Genomic DNA, 23,575 nt, shown 5'->3' on the forward strand with positions numbered 1-23,575 from the left:
CGGTCGTTTACGCTTGCGGCACCTTTGTTGTGGAGTAAGAGCATGTCCGGCGTATCGCGTGATCAGGATGTGGACATCGATCTCGGCCAGCTGGTTCGCGCCGTCTGGGCGCGCCGGCTCAGGATTTTGACGATCACGCTCGTGGGGGCGGGCATCGCCTTCGCCGGTGCCAAGATCATGTCGCCGCAATATCGCAGCGAAACCCGCATCCTCATCGAACCCCGCGCGCCGGCCTTCGCCAGCACTCAGCAGGTAAACGACGCAGGCGCCGGCCCGCTGATGGACGAGCTGAATATCGCCAGCCAGGTGCAGCTGTTGCAGTCGGCCGATCTCCTGAAGAAGGTCATCAACGATCTGAAGCTCTACAATCTGCCGGAATTCGACGATGCCGCCAACGGCTCGGCGATGAGCAGCATCCTGATAAAGCTGCATCTGAAGAAGAACCCGATGGAGAACCCGCCGGAAGAGCGGGTGATCGACGCTTTCGTCGAGCGGCTGCAGGTCTATCAGGTGCCGGGTTCGCGCGTCATCGGCATCAGTTTCACCTCCAAGGACCCGAAACTCGCCGCCGCCATTCCGAACGCCATGGCGAATGTCTATCTGTCCACCCAAAGCGGCGCCAAGCTTGATTCCAACTCCGAGGCGACGCGCTGGCTGGAGCCGGAGATCGAAAGCCTGCGCCGCAAGGTCAGCGAGGCCGAGAAGAAGGTCGCCGAATATCGCACCAGCCACGGGCTCTTGCAGACGAACGGCACGACCACGTTTCCCGCCCAGCAGCTGAACGACATCTCCGCCGAGCTCACCCGCGTGCGCGGCGACAAGGCCAATGCCGAGGCGAGGGCGCAGGCGGTGCGCAATGCGCTGTCGTCGGGCGAAGCTTCCGACACGCTGCCTGACATCATGTCCTCGCAGGCGATTCAGCGGCTGAAGGGAACGGAATCGGGCATGCAGTCGCAAGTCTCAGACCTGCAGACCAGCCTTCTCAACAGCCATCCCAGGCTGAAAAGCCTGCGTGCCCAGCTTGCCGACATCCGCGGACAGATCCGCCAGGAAACGCAGAAGATTCTGGCGAGCATCGAGAACGAGGCCAAGGTCGCCGATCTCCGGGCTCGCGAGCTCGAGCGGCAGAAGGACACGGTGCAGGCCAACAGCGCCCGCGCCGGCGAGGACGAAGTCGGCCTCAATGCGCTCGAGCGCGAGGCGACCGCCCAGCGCCAGCTGCTCGAAACCTATCTGGTGCGCTACCGCGAGGCCGCCTCCCGCGCCGACAGCAATTCGAGCCCGGCCGACGCTCGTATCGTTTCGAAAGCCGTCGAGCCGGTCGATCCCTATTTCCCCAAGGTCGTGCCGATCGTCGTCGTCGCAGCCGTCGCCATACTGATCCTCAGTGCCATCGTCACCATGCTGGCCGAACTCTTCAGCGGCAGGGCGCTTCGCCCGATCGATGCGTCGGCTGAGACAATCGAGACGGAAACAGGCCTCGAAGAGAAGATTGCGCCGCAGGCAGCTCCCGTCGCCACCGTCCGGAGTCCCGCCCGGGCGAGCATGCTCGCCGTGGTCGGCGACGAGGAGGATGCGATCGACGAGGACGTGGAGACTGCCGCTGAGGTACCGGAGGACGACAATGAATTCTCCGTCGCCTCGGTTGCCGATTACCTCACCGGCAGCCGGGCGCCGCTGGCGATCGCGATATCTCCGACCGGTGACGATGGTTCCGCAACGACGGTCTTGCTGACCCGCATTCTTGCCGATGCCGGCCGCCGCGTCATCCTGATCGATATGACCGGTTCCGGCCAGCCGACGGAACTGATGGCCGAAGACCAGGCCGCTCCTGGTGTCACCGACCTGCTGTGCGGCGAGGCCGCCTTCGGTGATACCATCCACAGCGATCGGCTTTCCGATGCCCATCTGATCCCGCAGGGCCGGAGCGACGTACGCCGCGCCATGCGCGGTGTCGATCGGCTGTCGCTGCTGCTCGATGCGCTGGCCGCTGCCTACGACCTCGTGGTCGTCGAATGCGGCGCTGCCGATGTCGCCGGCGTCTCGCGCCTGACGCGCAGCCGGGATGTCGAGATCATCCTCTCGCTGCCGCAGCTCGAGGAGACCGTTTTCGTAACACTGATGACGGAATTCCAGGCTGCGGGCTACGAGCGCGTCGTGCTGATGTCGGACGGCGAAGCGGCCGAGCAGAGGTTCGGCCAGGCGGCCTAACGCATGGCGCGTAAAAGTGTGCGACGGTTTTGCGGCAACGCCATGCGTAGGACAAAGACTACTCAGCCGATCCTTGCCCGGATCGCCTGGGCGAATTTATAGAGCTTCGGGCGCGCCTTGATATGCGCCTTGCCGCGCGTGACGATCCTGTGCGCGGCGCCGGCGGCGATGCCGATAGGCGAAACCGGCAGCACCACGTCGTAATGCGCGGTCTCAACCGGTGCCCAGGATCGTTTGTAGGTCTGATCGCCGAGGCCGAAATCGAACAGCGCGACGCCTTTGCCGTGCAATCCCGAGATGGTCTGCCAATAGAGGAATTCGCCGGGGCTCGTATCCGGCACGAGGTCTTCGTCGATCGCCCCGAATTGGCAGATGACGTGATCGCCCTTGCGCGAGATGCCCGAGATCGCAGCGATCCGGTCCTCATTCCCACCCTTCAGCCGCAGCACATGCATCTGCAGGCCGAAGAACTGCCCTGTTTCATCTTGGCTGTCGATGAGGCCATGCAGGAAGGCCTGTGTTTCCCGGTCGGCAAAGACGTCGGGCAGGCCAAGGCTGGCGAAGCGGGTACTTTTCAGACGGAAGAAGATATCGAGCAGGCGATGCTGTTCTTCCGATGTTTCGGGGATGACGTATTCGGCGCCGCCGGCGGCCTCGAGACGCCTCGATTGAACGCGGAACTTCTTACGCCGGCTCTTGGCGTTGATCTGTTTCAGCGTCTCCTCGAAACCGGCAAGGAGCGGCAGTTGATAGGCGTGGTTCTGGTTTTGCACCATAGGCAGCCCGCTGAACGGCGTCTGCCGCCCGCGCCATTCCAACGGAATGTTTTGCAGCAGCAGCAGATCGGCCCGCCCCTTCAACGCTTGCTGAAGCTGACGAGCGAATTTTGCGGCGTCGATGCTGCCGCCGCTTTCGGCGAAATTCCTCGAGAATAAACCGGTATTGATATTGCTGTGATCGGCAGCGATGAATTTCGCGACGGCAAGACCACGCGACTTGACGATCTCGACCGGCAGAATGAAGGCCGTCTCCCCGGCATAGGTGCCTTTGAGGATCGCCAGCGGCCGTCGAAAGGCGCTTACCCAGGCGGCGCACCAATCGTAGCTCTGATGGAGCGACTGGAGATTGTCGACCTCCAGCGCCCGCCAATCATCTTCCAGCGGCTGCATCGCATCGAAAACGGCGATGTCGATTTTGGCCATGGCAAGTTTCATGCTCACCTGGCGTAGGCGTGAAATCGCCGTCTCGGCCAGTGCGCCATCGTCTGACGGCTGTTCGTCGACGTCGAACTTTTGCGTCTGCACGGGAACTCTCCGGTCAAAATACTGAGCGGGAAGCTAGCTATGCAGGGCGTATATTTGGTTTAATCGTCGGCTATCAGCGAGGTTTTCCGCCGATCACGGTTATCCGGCCGTTAATGGCTTACTGCTGCCGCGGTCCGGCCATCCATTTGATGATCACCATCGCCGGCAAGATCCAAAGCAGGCCGGTGAGCAGGAAATAGAGCAGGTGCCCCCACCAGGGCGCGTTGCCGAGCGTCGCCACTGCGATCGTGTTCGCCACCAGCGCGTAGACGAGCACGAGCACGATGATGAGGATCGTGCCGATGAATTTGCGGAGGCGGACGGGCATTTTGATCTCTTGTCTGGGTGGCGCGAACCGGCGCGACGGCATGCCGCAAAGGTTCGGGGCTTGTTTTGCATGAGCCGGTGGGGCAAATCAACTGCCGGATAGAAGGAGACATCATGGCCGTCGCGAACCTCACCACGGAACAGGCGATCCTGAGCGAAGTGCGCAAGCAGAACCGCAATCGCCGCGCCTTGCGGCTGTGGCTCGGCTTCGTGCTTTTAGCGCTCTTCTGTCTCGTGCTCGTCGGCGGCGCCACGCGGCTGACCAATTCCGGCCTGTCGATCACCGAATGGAAGCCGATCCATGGCGTCATTCCGCCGCTATCGGCTGCCGAATGGGAGGAGGAGTTCCGCCTCTACCAGCGCATTCCCGAATTTCAGCAATTGAACAGCTCCATGACGGTCGACGAGTTCAAGGGCATTTTCTGGTGGGAATGGGCCCACCGGCTGATCGCCCGCGGCATCGGCGTGATCTTCGCGCTGCCGCTTATCTTTTTCTGGCTGACGGGGCGCATCGAAAGGCGCCTGCGCTGGCCGCTCGTCGGCATTCTGGCGCTCGGCGGCCTGCAGGGTTTTATCGGCTGGTGGATGGTGTCCTCGGGTCTTTCTGTCCGCACCGATGTCAGCCAATACCGGCTCGCGACTCATCTCGTCATGGCCTGCCTGATCTTTGCCGGCTGTATGTGGATCATGCGCGGGTTATCGCCGCATTCCAACGATCCGGCGCCGGCGCGCAGCTCGCGCGGTTTTGCCGCCGTCATCGCCATCTTCGCGCTGTTCCAGATCTATCTCGGCGCGCTGGTGGCCGGGCTCGACGCCGGTTTCTCCTATAATACCTGGCCGCTGATGGATGGTGCCGTCATCCCTTCGGATCTCTTGATCCAGCAGCCCTTCTGGATCAACGCCTTCGAGAACCCGAAGACCGTGCAGTTCATCCACCGCGTCGGCGCCTATGCGCTCTTCGCGTTGACTTTGATCAACATGGTCATTGCCCTGCGCGCCGCAGCCTGGACCACCCATGCCCGCCGCGCCGTGGTGCTTTTCTTGCTGGTGACGCTGCAGGCGGCGATCGGCATCGCCACGCTGCTGATGCAGGTGCCGCTTCACTGGGGCCTGCTGCATCAGGCCGGCGCTCTGGTGGTCTTCGGTTTCGCCGTCGCCAACTGGCGCGGCTTTTACGGCGAATATCCGCACGCCACGGCAATTGCGGAGCGCGATTGAAGCGCAAGCCGTTTAACGCAGCACGCCGTCGAGCAGCGGCATGCCGATGATCGCAGCGGCGGCGATCAGCACGTAGCAGGCGATGCGGAAGGTCCGTTCCTCGGCCAGCCCGAACAGTTTCGAGCCGCCGTAAAGCCCCAGCGCATAACTCGGCAAAATGACGGCCGTCAGGGCAAAGACGGCGGGGACGAACAGTCCGCCGACATAATAGCTGATGGCGCTGAAGATGGTGGAAATGGAGAAATAGAGCACGACATTGGCCCGGACGCGCGTGAAATCGCTCTTGCCGCCGAGCCAATAGGCGACGACAGGCGGTCCGCCGAGCTGTGCGGCGCCGCTGAAGAGGCCGGCAATCAGGCCGACGCCGCTGCTGAGCGGCGCCGAAGGCGCGCCGTGATAACGCCATCCGGAGACGAGAAGCGCGAGCAGTGAGATGGCGATTATCGTGATGCTCCAGCGCAACAGCGTCGGGTCGAGCAGTGCCAGCATCGCCGTGCCGGCCGGGACGCCGAGTGCCGCACCCGCGGCCATGACGAAGACCTCGGGCCGGTTGGCGTTGCGCCAAGCGGGTGGAATCATCCCCAGCGTGGCAATGCCGTCGATGACGAGCAGGATCGGCGAGGCCAGCTTCGGCCCGATGATGGCGCCACCGAGCGGAATGAAGATCAGCGCTGCCCCGAAACCGGAAAAGCCCCGGGCGAGCCCGGCGATGAAGGCAAAGGCCATCAGGGCATAGATGCCGTGATCGGGCAGGGCGGCGGCAAACCAGGCCTGCCCGTCCGTGATAAGCGCATCCAGCGTCATGACGTCAGGAAGCGAGCATCAGGTCCATGTTCTGCACGGCAGCACCCGAGGCGCCCTTGCCGAGATTGTCGAGCAGCGCCACCAGATTGACCTGGGAACCGCCCGGCGTGCCGAAGACGAAGAGCTTCATCGTGTCCTTGCCTTCGAGTTCGACGGCGTTGACACGGGGGAGCGCCTTGCTGTCGGCGAGCGGCACGACGGTGACGATGTCCTGGCCGGCATAGTGAGCGACGAGAGCCGCGTGGATGGTTTCCATCGTCGTGCCCTCGGCGAGGTCGTCGAGATGCAGCGGCACCTGCACGATCATGCCCTGCGCGAACTTGCCGACCGATGGCGAGAAGATCGGTGCGCGGTCGAGCAGGCCATGCACGGTCATTTCGGGCACATGCTTGTGGGTGAGGGGAAGACCGTAGAGGAAATGCGGCGCGGTGATCGCATCCGGGTGATCCGGATTTTCCATCTGGGCAATCATCTGCTTGCCGCCACCGGTATAGCCGGAGACCGCATTGACCGTCACCGGGTAGCCGTCCGGCAGGATGCCGGCGGCACGCAGCGGCCGGATCAGGCCGATTGCACCGGTCGGATAGCAGCCGGGGTTGGCGACGAAACGCGCGGCTTTGATCTTGTCGGCCTGCGCGCCATCCATTTCGGCAAAGCCATAGGCCCAGCCGGGGTTGACGCGGAAGGCGGTCGAGGTGTCGATGACGCGCACATTGTTGTTGGCCGAGACCATCTGAACCGCTTCCTTCGATGCCTCGTCGGGCAGGCAGAGAATGGCGATATCAGCGCTGTTCAGCATGTCCTCGCGCAGGGCGGCGTTGCGCCGCTCGGCCTCGGGAATGGACAGAAGCTCGACATCGCGGCGGCCGGCCATGCGCGTGCGGATCTGCAGACCCGTTGTGCCGTGTTCGCCGTCGATGAAGATTTTCGGTGCCATGTTAACCTGCGCTTTCAATGGGTTCAGAAGGTTTCCGGATTCATTTTGGGATAATAAGTCAGCCTTGTGACACGGCGATGGCGCGTCGCTCCGCATGAAGCCCCAGCATATACATCGCCACCGTTGCCCCGGCAATGGCGGTGATATCGGCATGGTCGTAGGGCGGCGAAACCTCGACGATATCGGCGCCGCGGATATCGAGCTGGTGCAGGCGCTGCAGCACCGAGAGGATCTTGGCGCTCGACGGTCCGCCGGCGACCGGCGTGCCGGTGCCGGGCGCAAAGGCCGGATCGAGGCAATCGATATCGAAGGTGAGATAGGCCGGCGCGCCGCGCGTGTGGGAGATGATCGCCGAAGCGATGTCGCCGGCAGTCATATCCTCGACCTGATGACCATAGAGAATATTGATGCCGCAATCCTCCGGCGCATGGGTGCGGATGCCGATCTGAATCGAGCGATCGGGGTCGATGATGCCCTCGCGGGTGGCCCGTGCGACGAAGGAGCCATGGTCGATGCGCCGCTCTTCGTCGAACCAGGTGTCCTGATGCGCGTCGAACTGCACGAGCGCCAGCGGCCCATGTTTTGCCGCGTGGGCTTTCAGCAGCGGCCAGGTGACGTAATGATCGCCGCCGAGCGTCAGCAGGAAAGCGCCGCTGTCGAGGATCACATTCGCCTGACGTTCGATGGCGCCGGGCGTATCCTGGTGATTGCCGTAATCGAGCAGGCAATCGCCGTAGTCGATCACGGCCATGTCGGCGAACAATTCGCGGTTGAAGGGATATTGCGCATCATTGTCGAAGATCGCCGAGGCACGCCGGATCGCTTGCGGGCCGAAGCGCGTGCCCGGCCGGTTCGATGTGGCGGCGTCGAAAGGAATGCCCCAGACGGCGACATCGACGCCGGTGAGTTCCTTGGTGAAGCGGCGGCGCATGAAGGACAGCGCGCCGGCAAAGGTCGGGTCGCTGGCGGCGGAGGTGAGGCTGGTCGCCGTGAAGGCGTGGTCAATCGATCTGTTCGCCAAGTCATGCTCCTTTTTTCGGTCGCAGAACCGTAGTCGCGTTCAATGCGGACGCTGCCTTGCAGGATGTTCGACGTCAGAGCGTCGGCGTTGGTCCGCGCGAAGGAATTGGCCGATCCCTTCGCGAGAAAGGGGTAGGCGAGGTGCCGACAGATTTCAAGCAATCGTTCGGATGACCGCCGCTCGTCGCTATCGAGCGGCGGTCCTTTGTCCATCTGCCTATCAGGACGGTTCTGGCAGGAACCACAATCCAGAAAGCGTCGTCAGCGCGGTCACACAGATATAGCCCACGAGCGGCCAGGCGCTGTCGCCCCCGAGCAGAAACACGAACAAGGTTCCAGCAATGCTGACGATGACGCTCTGGACGCAGGAGTAGAACGCGACCGCCGTTCCCGCCATGTCGCCAAAGGCGTCAAGCGCACCGTTGGCGGTGACCGCGGTGGCAAGGACGATGCCGATCGCGATGATCCACATGGGCGCGACGAAGCTCAGAAGCGAAGGCTGCAGAAACAACTCGCCAAAGGCAAGCAGCATGGCGCCGAGAAGCAGCATTGCCATGCCTCCGGAAAGGCTGCCTGCAATGCCGCAGCGCATGACGAAGCGTTTGGCGAACCGCGCCGTCACGATCATCACCAGCGCCACCGTGGCAAAGACCAGACTGAAGCCGGTGCTGGAGAAGCCGGCTTTATCGATCAGGATACGGGGTGCCGTCGAGAAAAAGACGAAGAAGGTGCCCATCGCCGCGCTGAAGCCGGCTGTATAAACCCAGAAAGGAAAGCTGGTGAGGATGGGGCGCAGAGCGATCTTCGCGGTAGCGGCTGGGCGGGTCTCATGCCACCGCATGCCGGCGTTAAGAAGGGCTGCGACCGATAGCAGGCCGATAGTCAGGAAAATAGCGCGCCAACCGAAGCGATCGGCGATCACGGCGCCAGCGATCGGGCCCAATGCAGGCACAAAGGAAAGGATGGAGCCGAGAAGGCTATAGATCGTGCTGCTTTCGGGACGCCCGGCGTAAACGTCACGCACGGTTGCGAAAGTCGCGACCATAGCCGCGGACGCGCCAATGGCCTGCAGCAACCTCAAGGCCACGAACAGCGGTGCCGAGGAGGAGGCGGCAAGCAGCAACGACGAAGCGGCAAAGAGTGCCGTCCCTGCGATGACGACGGGCCGCCGTCCGACAAGATCGGAAATCGGGCCGAAGACGATCTGCCCGGCGCCGAGTACAAGCATGTAGAGGCTGAGGGTCAATTGAATGACCGCAGGCGAAGTGCCGAGCGCTTCCGGCATGACCGGCACGATCGGCAGATAGATATCCATGGCGAGGGAGGCCAGGATGTCGAAAGGCGCCATGAGCAGCAAGGCTGCCGGCACGGAATAGGTCCAGCGCTGGATTTTGGGATAAGACATGGGAAAGAACCCGCTCAAATGATTTCATTCGGCGGCGATCTGTCTTTTCATCAGTATCGAATTTGGCCGGACAGACGCCGCAACAACAGGGCAGAGTTGTTGCGGCCTATTTGTCTGCGGACTTGATTGTTCCCATCATGCGCCCCTGACTGCGGCTCCGCTCATTTCGAAGCCCTTTGCCCCTTGTCTAGCAGCGTAGCCGGGGCTCGGCAACAGAACGCTCTTCCTCCTGCGCCGACGATATCCATAAAAGCAGTGGTTTAGTCGATTTTTTTATAAAAGTCATACTTGCAGGAAAATTGATGATCGCCTATGCAAGGCCGGGTTGCAGATTCGGCCCTCATAATTGGGTACGAACATCATATTTCAGGTATATTTTCAGTGATTTATCGACGAGAGATTGACGGCCTGCGGGCGGCCGCGGTGATGCCCGTTATTCTGTTTCATGCGGGTTTTAGTTTCTTTAGCGGCGGCTTCATCGGCGTCGATGTTTTCTTCGTGATCAGCGGATTTCTGATCACCTCGATCATCCTTGAAGAGATGCGCGACGGCACCTTCTCGCTGGCGGCATTCTACGAGCGCCGCGCCCGCCGGATCCTGCCGGCCCTGTTTCTCGTCGTCCTGTGCTGTCTGCCCTTTGCCTGGCTCTGGGTCATGCCGGAGGAATTTCGCGCCTTCTCCGACAGCCTGATTGCCACCAGCCTCTCCGGCGCCAATTTCCTGTTCTGGTTCAAGAGCGGCTATTTTGCGCCGGAGGCCGCAGAGGTGCCGCTGCTCCACATCTGGAGCCTGGCCGTCGAAGAACAGTATTACATGTTCTTTCCGCTGCTCGCCATGTTCATGTGGAAGCGCAAGCGGAACTGGCTCTTTGCCACCCTGGTTGCGCTCGCCCTTGCCAGCCTTGCCTATAGCGAGTGGGCGTCACGGGTCTATCCTTCCGCCAATTTCTATTTCCTGCCGTCGCGGGCCTGGGAATTTCTGGCCGGATCGATCTGCAGCTTCATACCGTTGACGGGGCAAAAGCGCGGCAGCGATCCGCTGTCGTTCCTCGGTTTCGGCATGATCGCCTTCTCCATTTTCTATTTCGACGAAACCTCGCCAATTCCCTCGACGCTCGCCCTGGTGCCCGTGGTCGGCGCGATGCTCGTGCTGCTCTATGCGCGACAGGGAACCTGGGTGGCGGCACTGCTTTCAACCCGCGTCTTCATCATGGTCGGGCAGATCAGCTACAGCGCCTATCTCTGGCACCAACCGCTTTTTGCCTTTGCGCGGATCCGCAGCATCGATCCGCCCCCATTGACCGTGATGGGCGTTCTTACCTGCCTTTCGCTTGTGCTTGCCTATGTCTCGTGGCGTTTCGTCGAGCAGCCGTTCCGCAGGCGCGAGCGCCGATTGCTGCCGTCGACCCGCAGCCTGGTCGCATCGGTATCCGTGGTTCTGGCCGCCTTTATCGCCTTCGGCATTTACGGCCACGATACGCGCGGCATTCCATGGCGTCTGCCGGCGCCGATCAAGGAATTCATGGCGAACAATGGTTGGAGCAAGACCTGCCTTCTCGAGGGTTCGTCGGGCTGGGACACGATGCCGATCAAGGGCTGCGTATTCAACGGCAGCCACGAACAGACATACGCCATCCTCGGAGATTCCCTGGCGTCGTCGCTGACGCCGGCGCTGGCCAAGCGTCTGGACGGCATGAATATCGGCCTGCAGCAGATCACGCACAGCTTCTGCGCGCCGGTCGCCGACGTCTCGATGGTCCCCCACCAGGCGCGCGATTGCGGTGCCTTCAACGCTGCGGCAATCGACTATCTCGTCAAGAGCAAGGTGAAAACGGTCGTTCTCGCTGCCTCCTGGAAGATCTTTTTCGAGCAGTCACGCTACAGGTTCAGGGGCGAGGAAGTCGCGACATCAGACGTAGGGCAGCGGTTGAGGGATGCCTTCGACAAAACCGTCGCCGAGCTGACATCGGCCGGCATCCGCGTCGTCATCATCTATCCACATCCGCGCGGCGACACGGAGATCGCCGCCAAGGTTGCGAAGCTGATGCACAAAGGCACGCCGGCGCCGACGATCACGATCGCCCAGGATGAATTTCTCCAGCAATCGGCGCCTTCCTATGCCTATCTCGACGATCCCAAGCACACGCAGGTCCTGCGCGTCGATCCGGCCAGGATTTTCTGCGGGATGGAGACGGGCCGATGCGATCTGGCGCGGGAAGGCAAGACCTTCATTTCCGACAAGGTGCATTTCACCCCGGCAGGCGCGGAAGCCGTCGCCGACGAAATCATGGTCACTCTCGGGCAAGACCATATGGCGGATCCGAACGGTATGGCAGCGCTCTCTTCCGATTAATGCATGTCGCCGGGAGGTGTGCAGCGGTTCCGGGATAAACGACATGCATCAAACAAAGATGCATGTCGCCGGAGCGTGCAGCGGTTCGGGGATAACGACCTTCATAAAACCAAGGACTGAAGCGCGTCGGATATTTCGGAAGCGCTGCATGGTTTTGCGCGGCATGCTTTCAGGTCCTGAAGAGCGCGCAGCGCCGCAGCGCCGCAGCGACCACAGCAAAAAGGCCGGGTTTCCCCGGCCTTCGTAAAATCCATTTGTTCGAAACGATTAGCGCTTCGAGAACTGGAAGGAGCGGCGGGCCTTTGCCTTGCCGTACTTCTTGCGTTCGACGACGCGGCTGTCGCGGGTCAGGAAGCCGCCCTTCTTCAGCACCGAGCGCAGGCCCGGTTCGAAGTAGGTGAGCGCCTTGGACAGGCCGTGGCGAACGGCACCGGCCTGGCCGGAGAGGCCGCCGCCGGCAACGGTTGCGACGATGTCGAACTGGCCGTCACGGGCAGCCGCGACGATCGGCTGGCGCAGGATCATCTGCAGCACCGGGCGGGCGAAATATTCCGCGAATTCCTTGCCGTTGACGATGATCTTGCCGGAGCCCGGCTTGACCCAGACGCGGGCGACGGCGTTCTTGCGCTTGCCGGTCGCGTAGGAGCGGCCGAGCGAATCGACCTTGCGGACGTGCGCCGGAGCAGCAGCTTCGGAAGCCGTGCCGAGTTCCTTCAGGGAGGAGAGGTCAGCCATATCAGGCGCTCCTTACGTTCTTTTTGTTGAGCGCGGCAACGTCGAGGGCGACCGGCTGCTGGGCTTCATGGGGATGGTTGGCGCCGGCGTAGACGCGCAGGTTCTTCATCTGGCGACGGCCGAGCGGGCCGCGCGGAACCATGCGTTCGACGGCCTTTTCGAGGACGCGCTCCGGGAAGCGGCCTTCGATGATCTGGCGCGCGGTGCGTTCCTTGATGCCGCCGGCGTAACCGGTGTGCCAGTAGTAGACCTTGTCGGAATACTTCTTGCCGGTGAAAACGACCTTGTCGGCATTGATGACGATGACGTTGTCGCCGTCGTCAACGTGGGGCGTGAAGGTTGCCTTGTGCTTGCCACGCAGGCGCATAGCGATGATGGAAGCGAGACGGCCAACGACCAGCCCTTCGGCGTCGATGATCACCCACTTCTTCTCCACCTCTGCAGGCTTCTGGGAGAAGGTAGCCATAGTGAATACTCTCTTTTGGGACCCTTGCCCGAAGGCTGGAAGGGCGTTTCTTGTTGCTTGGATTGGCAGGCGCGAGACATGCCAAAAAGAAAGCAGCCGGGAAGGCTGCGTTCTGGCGCGGTGTATAAAGGGAATGTGTCATCGGGTCAATATCGACACGTCCGGCAATCTCAAAAGAAACATAAGCAAAAACAGTCGTTTAGCAATGTGGTATTGTGTTGCCTCAAATTAGTTGGAGCGGGAAGCTGCCATATTGAAGGTTTTTCCCCCGTCGCGTCCGGACTTGTGGGGCGCAAGCGATGTCAATCCTTGCACTCGCGCAGACATTTCATCATTTCGCGAAGGCCGCGTGTCAGATGTTTGTCCCGGCGCAGAACCATGCCGAGCCGGCGCATGAGCTTCGGCTTCAGCGACGACGTTGTCACAAGGCCGCCACGGTCGCGCTTGAGCGCCAGCCCCGGCAGGATCGACCAGCCGAGCCCGACGGACACCAGCTCCTTGATCGCCTCGACGCTGCCGAATTCCATCGCAGGACGGGTCCTGCCATCGGGGACGGCGAGCCACGCGTCGATTGCCCGTCTGGTATTGCCGCCCTCGTAAAGCAGCAGCGTCCTGTCGCGCATGAAGGCGGCGTCCGGTCCGCCTTCGGGCAGCAGGCTGCCTGCGGGCGCGACAGCCAGCAATTCCTCCTCGTAAAACGGTTCGATCTCGAAGTTTCGTCCCGATGCCGGCAAGGCCACGACGGCGATGTCTAGGCTGTTGGCCTCCAGATCGCGCAGAATATCGTCGGCATTGCCGATATGGACGGTGATTTCGAGGCCGGGCATGGATTTCCTCGCGGCGGCGATGGCGCGTGGCAGCAGATGGATCGAGGCCGTGCCGCCGCTGCCGATGCGCACCCGGCCGCTGGCGCCGTCCCTATGGGGCATCATTGCTTCTTCCGCCGCGGCTGCTTCCTGCAGCAGACGCCTCGCGTGCGAAAGCAGGTCGAGGCCCGCCGCCGTCGGTTGCGCCCGCCGCCCGACGCGCTCGATCAGCCTGACGCCGAGCCGCTGTTCAAGGCCTTTGATCTGCAGGCTGACGGCCGGTTGCGTCACGCCTTCCTTGTCGGCAGCGGCCGTAAAGCTTCCAAGATCGGCGACGTTGACGAAGGACGCGAGCTGATCGAGATTGAGTGGCATCCAAAGAATTCCTTATGCATATCATAATATTCATAAGCTTCTTTCGGAGTGTCTTCCAGCGCATCTTTTCTCCGTTGAGAAAGGACAAAAGATGACCCTGGAATTCGGCGAGCTATTAGCGACACCGCGCAACGCCCTTCGGTTGAAACTTCGCGAGACGGCGCGCCGGGGCCGGCTGCTGCTGGCGGCCATCGAGTGTCGGCTCGAAAAGCGACGCAGCCGCCGTAAGCTTTCGGACCTCACCGATGATGAGCTTCGCGATATCGGTCTGACCCGTGCGCAGGCGACGGCCGAGACATCGAAATCGTGGTTCTGGTTTTGACCACGCCGCAGCGGGGAGGGCGGATCCTGCTCGAAATTGCCGGCGCCTTGTGGCAGAACAGGTGTGTGGAAATTGAGCGCAGGGAGCAGCATCATGGCCGAAATCGTATCCTTCCGAAAGGACGCGGACAGGGTGGACGGATTGTTGCTCCGCTCGCTGCGCGACGGCGTGCTGCGGCTCGTGCTCAACGACCCGCCGGCCAATGCGCTTTCGATTGCGCTTCTCGAGGCGCTGATGGCCGAGCTCGAAAAGGCGGAGGCGGATTTGGATGTGCGCGTCGTCGTCATCGCCTCGACCGGCTCCGTCTTTTCCGCCGGCCATGACCTCAAGGAACTCACGGCCCATCGCGTCGACGAAGACCGGGGCGCTGCGTTCTTCGAGAAAAGCTTCCGGCTCTGCGCCGATCTGATGCTGAAGATCGCGCATCTGCCAAAACCTGTTATCGCCGAAGTCGACGGGCTTGCAACGGCTGCCGGCTGTCAGCTCGTTGCCTCCTGTGATCTGGCGATCTGCACGGACACGTCGACGTTCTGCACGCCGGGCGTCAATATCGGCCTGTTCTGTTCGACGCCGATGGTGGCGGTTACCCGTGCCGCCCATCGCAAACAGGCGATGGAAATGCTGCTGACCGGCGAGACGATCGACGCTTCGACCGCCAAGGATTTCGGCCTCGTCAACCGCATCGTGCCGAAGCAGTATCTGGCGCAGGTCGTTTCCAAATATGCGGCCGTGATCGCCGGCAAATCGCCATTGATCCTGAAAATCGGCAAGCAGGCATTTTATCGACAGCTCGAACTGCCGGCGGAGGCAGCCTATGACTATGCCGCTAAGGTCATGGTGGAGACCATGCTGACGCAGGATGCGCAGGAGGGCATCGGCGCCTTTCTCGGCAAGCGCAAGCCGGAATGGAAGGGCGAATGATCATCCCAGCTTCAGAACCAGCACGCCGGCCGCGATGACGACGCCGGCGACGTAGCGCCAGATTCCGGCTTTTTCCTTGAACACGGCGACCGAGATCACCAGTGCGAAGACGATCGCGGTTTCCCGCAACGCGGCGACGGTCGCGACCGGGGCCTTCGTCATCGCCCAGAGCGCCAGTCCGTAAGATGCAATCGAACCCGCGCCGCCGATAAGGCCGCGCCACCAGTTGCGGCGAACGTGGCGCACCACTGTCAGGCTGCCGCGCCGGGAGGCCGCCCAGGCAAACAGCAATATGGGCGGCAGCAGCGACATCCACAACGTATAGGAAACCGCGTTGCCTGAAAGGCGGGCGCCGATGCCGTCGACATAAGTGTAGCTGGCGATAACGAAGGCATTGGCAATGGAGAGGACGACGGCGCTGCCGCTGCCGCGACGTGCCTCCAGAGCGAGCGTCAGGACGCCGGCTGAGATCGTCATGATGCCGGCGAGCGCGGCGCCGGAAAGGTCTTCCCTAAGGACGACACCGCTTGTCGCGGCGATCAGCAACGGCGCGCAACCACGCATCAGCGGATAGACCAGGCCGATATCGCCGGCCCGGTAGGCGGCGGCAACCAGCTGGAAATAGGCGAACTGCAGGATGGCCGACGCGCCGATAAACGGCCAGGCAGCACTTTGCGGCAATGGCAGAAATGCCAGAAACGGCAAGGCCGATACCGCGCCGCCGGCCGAAATCAGCGCCGCATCAAGGGATTTATCGCTCCCCGCTTTGACGATCGCGTTCCATGTCGCATGCAGCAGTGCACCGAACAGAACGAGCAGGATGACGTCGAGGGGCAAGGATAAATCCTGGACTACGGGGAAAGACAAGCGCTTCGCCCCGACGGGGCAAACTTCTGGTAAGACAACCGCGATTTGCACGAAAATGCGTTGCCGCGCTCGCGGATGTCTTCCTGTCTGCAATATCACCCTTCCAATATCCCAACAATGGCGGGCTCAGCCGGCAATTTTTACGTGCGCTCGATATGCGTTCAATCCAGACGATCTTCTCAACTATGAGATGCCGCTAATGGACACCAGAACATAGGGTGATTTTAAAAGGAACAAAAGAAGAAATCGCTGGGAGGAATTCCGGCGCGGATCTTTCTATGTTGCTGAAATACAGATATTATTCTATAACTTTGACATACGCGAAAAATAAAGCTGGTGATTGCATATTCTCAGGAAAATCGCATCGCGGGATTGAGGCGGTGGACATTCCCAAACGCGAAGGGCGTAGGGCGTTGCGGCAGTCACGGCAGCAAAAACCTCAGAGCTGATAATGCGGAACGAACAGCATCCCGTCAAGGTTGTCTATGTTCTGGCAGTTCAGAACGGGACACCGGGGGTTGTCTTTCGAGGGAATGTGCGTCCACTCCGCATAGTCGGTCGCGTCGCAATAATTGCTGTTGCGGACGTAGCGATCATAGAGGGGCAGACCGCGGCGTGACTGATAGCGGAAAATGACAGCGCCCTGATTGTGGATGGCGGTGCGCACGCTGTCGCAGCTCATGGTGAGCGGATTGTAGCGCGAGATTGCCAGCGCCGGCGATGCGGCGAGCACGAGCATGAGGGCAAGAGCGATTTTTTTCATCGAATCATCCTCAGAAAGTGTCCAATTCATATATACGGGAAAGGCGCGCAACTGGTTTCACGCAAACGCAAAATTACGCGCGCCGTGGCGAAAGACTTTCGCAAGTGGAGAAGCGGACATGAATCACGACAGCTACACGGATGATTTCCTCGCCGGCATTCTGCATTCGGTGAAGACCATCGCCCTGACCGGCGCTTCGCCCAATCCGGCGCGGCCGAGCAACGGCGTCATGGGCTATCTGCTGTCGCGCGGCTATGAGGTCATTCCAGTCAACCCGGGGCAGGCGGGTAAACAGATCCACGGCCGCACCGTCTTTGCCCGGCTCGCCGACATTCCGGTGCCGATCGACATGGTCGACGTCTTTCGCGCTGCCGAATATCTGGACGGCGTCGTCGAGGAGGCCTTAGCGCTGAAACCTTTGCCGAAGATCATCTGGGCGCAGCTCGGCGTCCGCGACGATGCGGCTGCGGCAAAGGCGGAGGCCGCCGGCGTCAAGATGGTGATGAACCGCTGCCCGGCGATCGAGTACCCCCGGCTCATTGCCTGATCTCATTGCCCGATCTCATTACCAGATCTCATTGCTTGAGCTGCGCTCTGCAGAGACGGATTTTCCACCGAACGCCCGCGGGTTGAAACGGATCGCGATTAACTTTCGTCCGGGAGAGGCTATGATCCCGGCCGTCAGCAACAGCGGGAGGACGACATGGCCAAGAATGATCCGGGATTCAACACGTTGGCGATCCATGCCGGTGCGCAGCCCGACCCGGCGACCGGCGCGCGGGTGACGCCGATCTACCAGACGACCGCCTACGTCTTCAACGATTCCGATCATGCCGCCGCGCTCTTCGGCCTGCAGGCTTTTGGCAATATCTACACCCGCATCATGAACCCGACGCAGGCCGTGCTGGAGGAGCGCGTCGCAGCGCTCGAGGGCGGCACGGCGGCCCTTGCCGTCGCCTCCGGCCATGCCGCACAGATGATCGTCTTCCACACCATCATGCGCCCCGGCGAGAATTTCATCGCGGCTCGCAAGCTCTACGGCGGCTCGATCAACCAGTTCGGCCATGCCTTCGAGAATTTCGGCTGGCAGGTGCGCTGGGCCGATTGCGCCGATCCGGCAAGCTTCGAAAGCCAGATCGACGCAAAGACGCGCGGCATCTTCATCGAGAGCCTCGCCAATCCCGGCGGCACCTTCGTCGATATCGCCGCGATCGCCGACGTTGCGCATCGCCATGGCCTGCCGCTCATCGTCGACAATACGATGGCAACCCCCTATCTCATCCGTCCGATCGAACACGGCGCCGATATCGTCGTGCATTCGCTGACCAAGTTTCTCGGCGGCCACGGCAATTCCATGGGTGGCCTCATCGTCGACGGCGGCACCTTCGACTGGTCGAAATCCGGAAACTACCCGATGCTGTCGAGCCCGCGGCCGGAATATAACGGCATTGTCCTGCACGCGACCTTCGGCAATTTCGCCTTTGCGATCGCCGCCCGCGTTCTCGGCCTGCGCGACCTCGGGCCGGCGATCTCGCCCTTCAACGCTTTCCTGATCCTGACCGGAATCGAAACGCTGCCGCTGAGGATGCAGCGCCACAGCGACAATGCGATCGCGGTGGCGCGGTGGCTGAAGGCGCACAGCAAGATCGCCTGGGTGAATTATGCCGGCCTCGAAGACGATCCGAACCACGCCCTGCAGCAGCGCTATTCGCAAAAGGGTGCCGGCTCCGTCTTCACCTTCGGCGTCAAGGGCGGTTACGAGGCGGGCAAGACGCTGGTCGAGGGCCTTGAGCTCTTCTCCCATCTTGCCAATATCGGCGATACCCGCTCGCTCGTCATCCATCCCGCCTCGACGACGCACCGGCAGCTGAGCGACGAACAGAAGACCGCCGCCGGCGCCGGCCCCGACGTCGTGCGCCTTTCGATCGGCATCGAGGACGTCAAGGACATCATCGCCGATCTCGAGCAGGCGCTCTCGAGGATCTGAAACACCGTGTAATCAAAACGCCGTAGCCCCGTCGACGCGTGGCCATATTGTGCAGCAGCTTGCTGCACAATATGGGTCGTTGCCTCGGACATCCCGGATATTGGTTCTGGAAGGCTCGCTCCAAAACGCTCAACCTCGGCCGGCGAACTATCTCTCGGGCTGCGACCGCACCCCCGATTACCGCTGGACGATCACTCGGGTCCCCGGCTGGACCATTTCGTAAAGTTCCTCGACATCTTCGCGGTACATCCGAAAGCAACCGCTCGAAGCATTGGTTCCGATTGAGGAAGGGTCATTGGTTCCGTGTATGCGCAGCAGCCCGTCGGCCAGGTAAATTGCGCGGGTTCCAAGCGGATTGGCAGGGCCAGCCTTTACGACCGCCGGAAGCCTTGGGTTCTTCTGCCGCATGCTCGCCGTTGGCCGCCATTCGGGATGCATTCGCTTGGATACCACCCGGGTTGATCCGTACCATTGTTTGCCTTCGCGACCGACGGCAATGGGGTAAGCGAACTGCTCTCCGCTTGCTGTCGTGTAAATAAGAGTGTGCTCACGTGTGGCGATCACGATGTTTCCCCTAACGCTTCGCGTCGAGGGTTCCCTGCGATCATACAGGGGTTCCTGATAGCGGGGGGCGGGGTCGTAATAAGGCGGAGGTGGGTACGGGCTGTAGGGGTCATCATAGTCGTAGCTCCCGTATTCGTCGTATCCATCATACGGTTCATAAACTTGGGCATTGGCTTGAACCACCGTTAGCAAAACGGCCACAGCAAGAAGAGCCAGCAATCTCATTTTTCGCCATCCGCTTGTTTATACAAGCGGTATTGGTCCCAACTCTATGGCGTCACTATGGCGAACCTTTGATCCATACAAGGTGCCCGGGGCGGGATCGCCCCAGACACTTTGCAGATTCAGCCTTCACCGAAGAAATCCAAATAGATTCCCCCGGCTTCCGAGCCAGTGCTCGTGTGGACTGGATGATGTCCTGTATCAAGCAGACCGGCTTCGATTCTTGCTGCTAACGATCGTAGCGTTTCAGCTGTGGTGGCTGCAACTTCCCTTGGTGTCAGGCCACCCAAGATTTGCATTTCGATGTGGCAAGTCAAGCATGCAGTGGCCCACGGGTCGAATTCATCGCATCAGCGGCCCGTTCGGCCCTGAATGGGGAACGCCAATTTCAAGCGAAAAAGCTGATGATGTGAAATTGACCACGAGCGCTTGCTGGTTCTATGCGTGGTGCATGACGAACGTTCTCAGCTTCAAGTTTGAAAATACGGACGAAGACACGGTGGCCGTTCTTCCGTGCGTGGATGGCGTGGGATTAGATCGGCTTGTGGCTGCTTTCGAAGAAGCCGCTGGCTACCGTGACCCCGCTGGTGGCTATGGTGGGCTCATACCCTCATTCTACTTCTTCGGTCCCCTGGCGAGCTATTTCCTTGGTCAGGAAGCACCTGTGACGGGCGATGAGCAGGGGGAAATTTATCTCTTGTCGTGTGAATGTGGTGAGGTTGGATGTTGGCCCCTGATCGCCCACGTTCGCCTGCACCAGGACAAGGTGATATGGGATGGGTTCAGCCAGCCGCATCGGCTAAGCCGGAATTATGCGAGCTTTGGCCCGTTTGAGTTCGAGCGCAAGCAGTACGAACAGGCTGTCGAGGTTTTGGTTCGATATGACGATCTATGACTGAAACGTAAGCGCTGTTGCTCCGACAGCCTCGCAAGAGGGCAAGCCGATCCTTAGCCAACGTAGCGCTTGGCACGCCCTTTTGATTTCATTTTACGATTGCAATGATGCTAAACGTTTGCGCATCGGCATGCACCCTGACGAGGCTTCCGGCGCCGCGGATGCGCCCACGACTTTGACGTGATACTCTCCCCTCCAGCTGCGAAAGCCTTGGAGCGGAGCAAGGGTATGCTGCGAAAGCGCATGGAAAAACCAATGATTAAAAGCATGCCTCATACAAACGTATGCTGCGAAGAACGCTGAAATCGAAGAGATCAGGATGACTGTGAGCAATTTCATCACCTTCGGCATCGATGGCGTCGAGCCGGAGTTCGGCGCGCCCGAACCCGGCCGGATCATCTCCGGCGATCCGCAGTTCCGGACCTGGAATCTGGAGGAGGCCGAAGGCGGCCTCTATTGTGGCATCTGGGAGGCGACGCCCGGCAAGTGGCGGATCGTTTACGAGGAATGGGAATATTTCAGCCTGCTGTCCGGCCATTCGATCGTGACCGAGGACGGCGGCGAGCCGATCCATCTGAAGGCGGGTGACCGGATGATCTTGAGACCCGGCTTCAAGGGAACGTGGGAAGTCGTTGAAACGACTCGCAAGGATTATGTGATCAGGCTTTGATGCATGTCGCGTGGAAGCGTGCAGCGGTTCCGAGATAACGACATGCATATAGACAAGAGTGAAAGCGTGCCATTTTCCAAGATAGAACGCTTTTGATCAATCTCATTAATCGTGCCTACATCGTCAAATGCTAAACCATAGCTGCAGCGCATTGCGGACATGATGTCTCCTGCGGTCCCACAGACATGGTCTTGCAATCGATCACTCCCGGAATTTGCATGTCGTCGACTCTTGCAGGTAGGCACGTTCGCACCCAAACCTCTTCCATCATCGCGACAACGATCTGTTTCCTTGTTGTAGCGCTCCTGTTGACTGGCCTCATGGCGCATGTCGTCACCACCATGACCCGCTCGGCGAACGGGATCGACGATGCCCGCGCCACTCGCGCCGCTCGCGCCGCAATCGCCGCCTTTGTCGCCCGTCTCGGCGCGACAACGACGGATAATGCCATCTGGGATGATGCCTATCGTGCGGTCGCGGCTCCGGGCGGCGCCGATTGGGCCTATGAGAACTGGGGAAAGACCAGCGAGGATTATGCGCTCTATGACGGCGCCGTCGTGATCGGCCCGGACCGGACTTCGATCGTTTCCGCCTATGCCAAAGGCAAGCCCTTCCAGCCGGGCGTATTCTTCGGCGAAGCCTTTTATCGGCAGGCCAAAGTGGCGGCCGATCCGGCGCGCGCGCCCTTGGTAAATTTCGTCAAGACCGAAAACGGCATCGCGCTGCTCTCATCGCAGGCAATCCAACCTTTCGACGACGCCGCCGACACGACGGAATTCAGCACGCTGAGCTTTTACAAGGAATTCACCTCGGAAGTGCTGGACACGCTGTCGAACGAACATGAACTCGAGGGCCTGCGGCTCGAGGCGACACCCAAGCCGGAGCTCCTGAACACACCGATCACCGACATGAAGGGCGCGGTCATCGGCTATCTCGTCTGGCCGAGCAAAGCACCGGGAAGCACCGTGTTTCATCAGGTGGCGCCCTATATCGCGGCTGCCATCGTCATTCTTGCGCTGTTCCTTGCCGCTGTTCTGATGGTCGGCGCGTCAGAGGCGCGGCGCCTGCGTCAACTGGCGCAGGCCGCGCTTTACGAAGCCGGCCACGATAGTCTGAGCGGCCTGTTGAACAGACAGGGGCTTCTCAGCCTGCTCGAAGAGCTGGATGATACAGCCGCTTCGCCGCCCCGGCTCTATCTGGTCGACCTTGATGGCTTCAAGGCCGTCAACGATGCCTGGGGGCATGCTGTCGGGGACGATCTGATCCGGCTGGTTTCGAACGCGCTGACGGCCTGCCATCCCGAAGTCGTCGCGGCGGCCCGGCTGGGGGGCGACGAATTTGCGCTTGTGCAGGTAGGCCCTGCCACATGCGACGATATGGAAAGGGCTATTCTGGCGCTGTTTGCCGAGCCCTTTAAAATCGGCGGGCGGACAATCGAAGTCGGAGCAAGCATCGGAGCTGCCGCGCGCGACGGCGACATCGAGCCCCTGGAGCTGCTGCGCAGAGCGGACATGGCGCTTTATCGCGCCAAGGCAAATGGCAGAGGTCAGGCGATCGAATACGACCCCGAACTGGACCAGGAGCGCCAGCGGGTCGCCGAGTTGGAGGCTCTGCTGAAGAGCGCCATCGGCTCCGGCGCCATCGAAGCTGTCTTCCAGCCTCTCGTCTCTGCCTCGACCGGCACGGTGACCGGTCTTGAAGCCCTGGCGCGTTGGCGAACGGCCGCGGGTAACGTCAGTCCGGAGGTCTTCATCCCCCTTGCCGAAAGATGCGGTCTCATCGATGCGCTCGGCGCTCACATGCTCAGAACATCGATCGCGCATGCCAAGACCTGGCCCGATCTGGCATTGTCGGTGAATGTCTCGCCGGTCCAGCTGTGCAATCCGGAATTTGCCACCGAAGTGATCTCGGTCCTGCAGGAGCTCGATTTCGACCCGAAGCGCCTGACATTGGAGATCACCGAAGGCGTCCTGATGACAAATCCGGATCAGGCCCGGCGCTCGATCGACCAGCTCAAGCGCGTCGGCATCAAGTTCGCGCTCGACGACTTCGGCTGCGGTTACGCCAGCATCGGCGCATTGCGGCAATTCGGATTCGATCGCATGAAGATCGACCGCTCGCTGGTCTCGGCGCTCGACGACGGCGCAAAGGGCGCCGATGTTCTTCGGGCGACCATCTCTCTGGCGACTGCCCTGCAGATCCCCGTTACCGCCGAAGGCATCGAGAATTCGCGCCAGGCGGCGATCCTGCGGGACGCCGGCTGTGATCAGCTTCAAGGTTATCTGATGGGAAAACCCATGTCGGCCCGCGACATCACCGGCAAGCTGCAGGAAGAGGCCGCCGCCTAAACATGTCTTACAAAAGCGTTTAGCGCGTTGGATTCAGCCGGTACGCCGCACGGATC

The 23,575-nt window shown here is 61.1% G+C and carries 22 protein-coding genes; 10 read left to right on the plus strand and 12 right to left on the minus strand.

The genetic code is table 11. The features are described from left to right. Positions 1-42: 42 nt before the first annotated feature. The gene (locus tag CO655_RS08575; protein ID WP_097664360.1) at positions 43-2,211 is read left to right on the plus strand and encodes a Wzz/FepE/Etk N-terminal domain-containing protein; all 2,169 of its coding nucleotides are present in this window, start codon (positions 43-45) and stop codon (positions 2,209-2,211) included. 62 nt (positions 2,212-2,273) lie between these two features. Here CO655_RS08575 and CO655_RS08580 read toward each other — a convergent pair whose 3' ends face one another. Both CO655_RS08580 and CO655_RS08585 read right to left on the minus strand, forming a co-directional pair. Further along, positions 2,274-3,515 (minus strand): GNAT family N-acetyltransferase, encoded by a 1,242-nt coding sequence (locus CO655_RS08580; protein ID WP_097606454.1) that lies wholly within the window; start codon positions 3,513-3,515, stop codon positions 2,274-2,276. A 118-nt stretch (positions 3,516-3,633) separates the two neighbouring features. Beyond that, on the minus strand, positions 3,634-3,843 hold the full coding sequence (locus CO655_RS08585; RefSeq protein WP_010016031.1) for a DUF2842 domain-containing protein: 210 nt from the start codon (positions 3,841-3,843) through the stop codon (positions 3,634-3,636). Positions 3,844-3,956: 113 nt separating this feature from the next. Between CO655_RS08585 and CO655_RS08590 the strand changes: the two genes are divergently transcribed. Further along, positions 3,957-5,060, plus strand: a complete 1,104-nt coding sequence (locus tag CO655_RS08590; protein WP_097664361.1) for a COX15/CtaA family protein — start codon at positions 3,957-3,959, stop codon at positions 5,058-5,060. A gap of 12 nt (positions 5,061-5,072) precedes the next feature. Here CO655_RS08590 and CO655_RS08595 read toward each other — a convergent pair whose 3' ends face one another. The 4 genes from CO655_RS08595 to cml all read right to left on the minus strand — a co-directional run bounded on the left by CO655_RS08595 (position 5,073) and on the right by cml (position 9,226). Continuing rightward, complete coding sequence (locus CO655_RS08595) at positions 5,073-5,864, minus strand: sulfite exporter TauE/SafE family protein (protein ID WP_097606456.1); 792 nt, start codon at positions 5,862-5,864, stop codon at positions 5,073-5,075. A gap of 4 nt (positions 5,865-5,868) precedes the next feature. Continuing rightward, positions 5,869-6,801 (minus strand): N-acetyl-gamma-glutamyl-phosphate reductase, encoded by a 933-nt coding sequence (gene argC, locus CO655_RS08600; protein WP_097606457.1) that lies wholly within the window; start codon positions 6,799-6,801, stop codon positions 5,869-5,871. 58 nt (positions 6,802-6,859) lie between these two features. Continuing rightward, positions 6,860-7,822, minus strand: a complete 963-nt coding sequence (gene speB / locus CO655_RS08605; RefSeq protein WP_097606458.1) for an agmatinase — start codon at positions 7,820-7,822, stop codon at positions 6,860-6,862. 219 nt (positions 7,823-8,041) lie between these two features. Next, positions 8,042-9,226, minus strand: coding sequence for a CmlA/FloR family chloramphenicol efflux MFS transporter (cml, locus tag CO655_RS08610; protein WP_097664362.1), 1,185 nt, complete (start codon positions 9,224-9,226; stop codon positions 8,042-8,044). Between the two features lie 381 nt (positions 9,227-9,607). Between cml and CO655_RS08615 the strand changes: the two genes are divergently transcribed. Further along, entirely contained in the window at positions 9,608-11,578 is a 1,971-nt protein-coding gene (locus CO655_RS08615) for an acyltransferase family protein (protein WP_097664363.1), read from the plus strand. Positions 11,579-11,845: 267 nt separating this feature from the next. Here the strand turns inward: CO655_RS08615 and rpsI are convergent, their stop codons facing one another. The 3 genes from rpsI to CO655_RS08630 all read right to left on the minus strand — a co-directional run bounded on the left by rpsI (position 11,846) and on the right by CO655_RS08630 (position 13,960). Continuing rightward, positions 11,846-12,313, minus strand: a complete 468-nt coding sequence (gene rpsI, locus CO655_RS08620; RefSeq protein ID WP_010035502.1) for a 30S ribosomal protein S9 — start codon at positions 12,311-12,313, stop codon at positions 11,846-11,848. A 1-nt stretch (position 12,314) separates the two neighbouring features. Continuing rightward, positions 12,315-12,779: a 50S ribosomal protein L13 gene (rplM, locus tag CO655_RS08625; protein WP_008521951.1), complete on the minus strand. Its 465-nt coding sequence runs from the start codon at positions 12,777-12,779 to the stop codon at positions 12,315-12,317. A gap of 302 nt (positions 12,780-13,081) precedes the next feature. Continuing rightward, complete coding sequence (locus CO655_RS08630; protein WP_010035499.1) at positions 13,082-13,960, minus strand: LysR family transcriptional regulator; 879 nt, start codon at positions 13,958-13,960, stop codon at positions 13,082-13,084. A 91-nt stretch (positions 13,961-14,051) separates the two neighbouring features. Here CO655_RS08630 and CO655_RS08635 point away from each other — a divergent pair, with 91 nt between their 5' ends. Further along, on the plus strand, positions 14,052-14,282 hold the full coding sequence (locus tag CO655_RS08635; RefSeq protein WP_097606460.1) for a DUF1127 domain-containing protein: 231 nt from the start codon (positions 14,052-14,054) through the stop codon (positions 14,280-14,282). A 93-nt stretch (positions 14,283-14,375) separates the two neighbouring features. Further along, entirely contained in the window at positions 14,376-15,203 is an 828-nt protein-coding gene (locus CO655_RS08640; RefSeq protein WP_097664364.1) for an enoyl-CoA hydratase, read from the plus strand. On the opposite strand, the gene CO655_RS08645 is transcribed toward CO655_RS08640, so the two are convergent. Both CO655_RS08645 and CO655_RS08650 read right to left on the minus strand, forming a co-directional pair. Beyond that, on the minus strand, positions 15,204-16,040 hold the full coding sequence (locus tag CO655_RS08645) for an EamA family transporter (protein ID WP_097606462.1): 837 nt from the start codon (positions 16,038-16,040) through the stop codon (positions 15,204-15,206). Positions 16,041-16,509: 469 nt separating this feature from the next. Beyond that, a complete protein-coding gene (locus CO655_RS08650) occupies positions 16,510-16,833 on the minus strand; it encodes a hypothetical protein (protein ID WP_097664365.1) in 324 nt (107 codons plus the stop codon). 118 nt (positions 16,834-16,951) lie between these two features. On the opposite strand from CO655_RS08650, the gene CO655_RS08655 reads away from it, so the two are divergent. After that, positions 16,952-17,380 (plus strand): CoA-binding protein, encoded by a 429-nt coding sequence (locus CO655_RS08655; RefSeq protein ID WP_010035491.1) that lies wholly within the window; start codon positions 16,952-16,954, stop codon positions 17,378-17,380. A gap of 156 nt (positions 17,381-17,536) precedes the next feature. After that, positions 17,537-18,820 carry an O-acetylhomoserine aminocarboxypropyltransferase gene (locus CO655_RS08660; RefSeq protein ID WP_097664366.1) on the plus strand — a complete coding sequence of 428 codons (1,284 nt, stop codon included), beginning with the start codon at positions 17,537-17,539 and terminating at the stop codon, positions 18,818-18,820. 177 nt (positions 18,821-18,997) lie between these two features. Here the strand turns inward: CO655_RS08660 and CO655_RS08665 are convergent, their stop codons facing one another. Next, on the minus strand, positions 18,998-19,609 hold the full coding sequence (locus CO655_RS08665) for a L,D-transpeptidase (protein ID WP_097664368.1): 612 nt from the start codon (positions 19,607-19,609) through the stop codon (positions 18,998-19,000). A gap of 316 nt (positions 19,610-19,925) precedes the next feature. Here CO655_RS08665 and CO655_RS08670 point away from each other — a divergent pair, with 316 nt between their 5' ends. From CO655_RS08670 to CO655_RS08680, 3 genes are all read left to right on the plus strand, one after another. After that, complete coding sequence (locus tag CO655_RS08670; RefSeq protein ID WP_245423767.1) at positions 19,926-20,501, plus strand: hypothetical protein; 576 nt, start codon at positions 19,926-19,928, stop codon at positions 20,499-20,501. Between the two features lie 319 nt (positions 20,502-20,820). After that, positions 20,821-21,171 (plus strand): cupin domain-containing protein, encoded by a 351-nt coding sequence (locus CO655_RS08675; protein WP_039619074.1) that lies wholly within the window; start codon positions 20,821-20,823, stop codon positions 21,169-21,171. Positions 21,172-21,389: 218 nt separating this feature from the next. Then, on the plus strand, positions 21,390-23,519 hold the full coding sequence (locus CO655_RS08680) for a bifunctional diguanylate cyclase/phosphodiesterase (protein ID WP_097664369.1): 2,130 nt from the start codon (positions 21,390-21,392) through the stop codon (positions 23,517-23,519). The last annotated feature ends 56 nt before the right edge of the window (positions 23,520-23,575 follow it).

It is taken from the genome of Rhizobium sp. M1, assembly GCF_002531805.1.
In the GTDB taxonomy this organism is placed as follows: Bacteria; Pseudomonadota; Alphaproteobacteria; order Rhizobiales; family Rhizobiaceae; genus Rhizobium; species Rhizobium etli_C.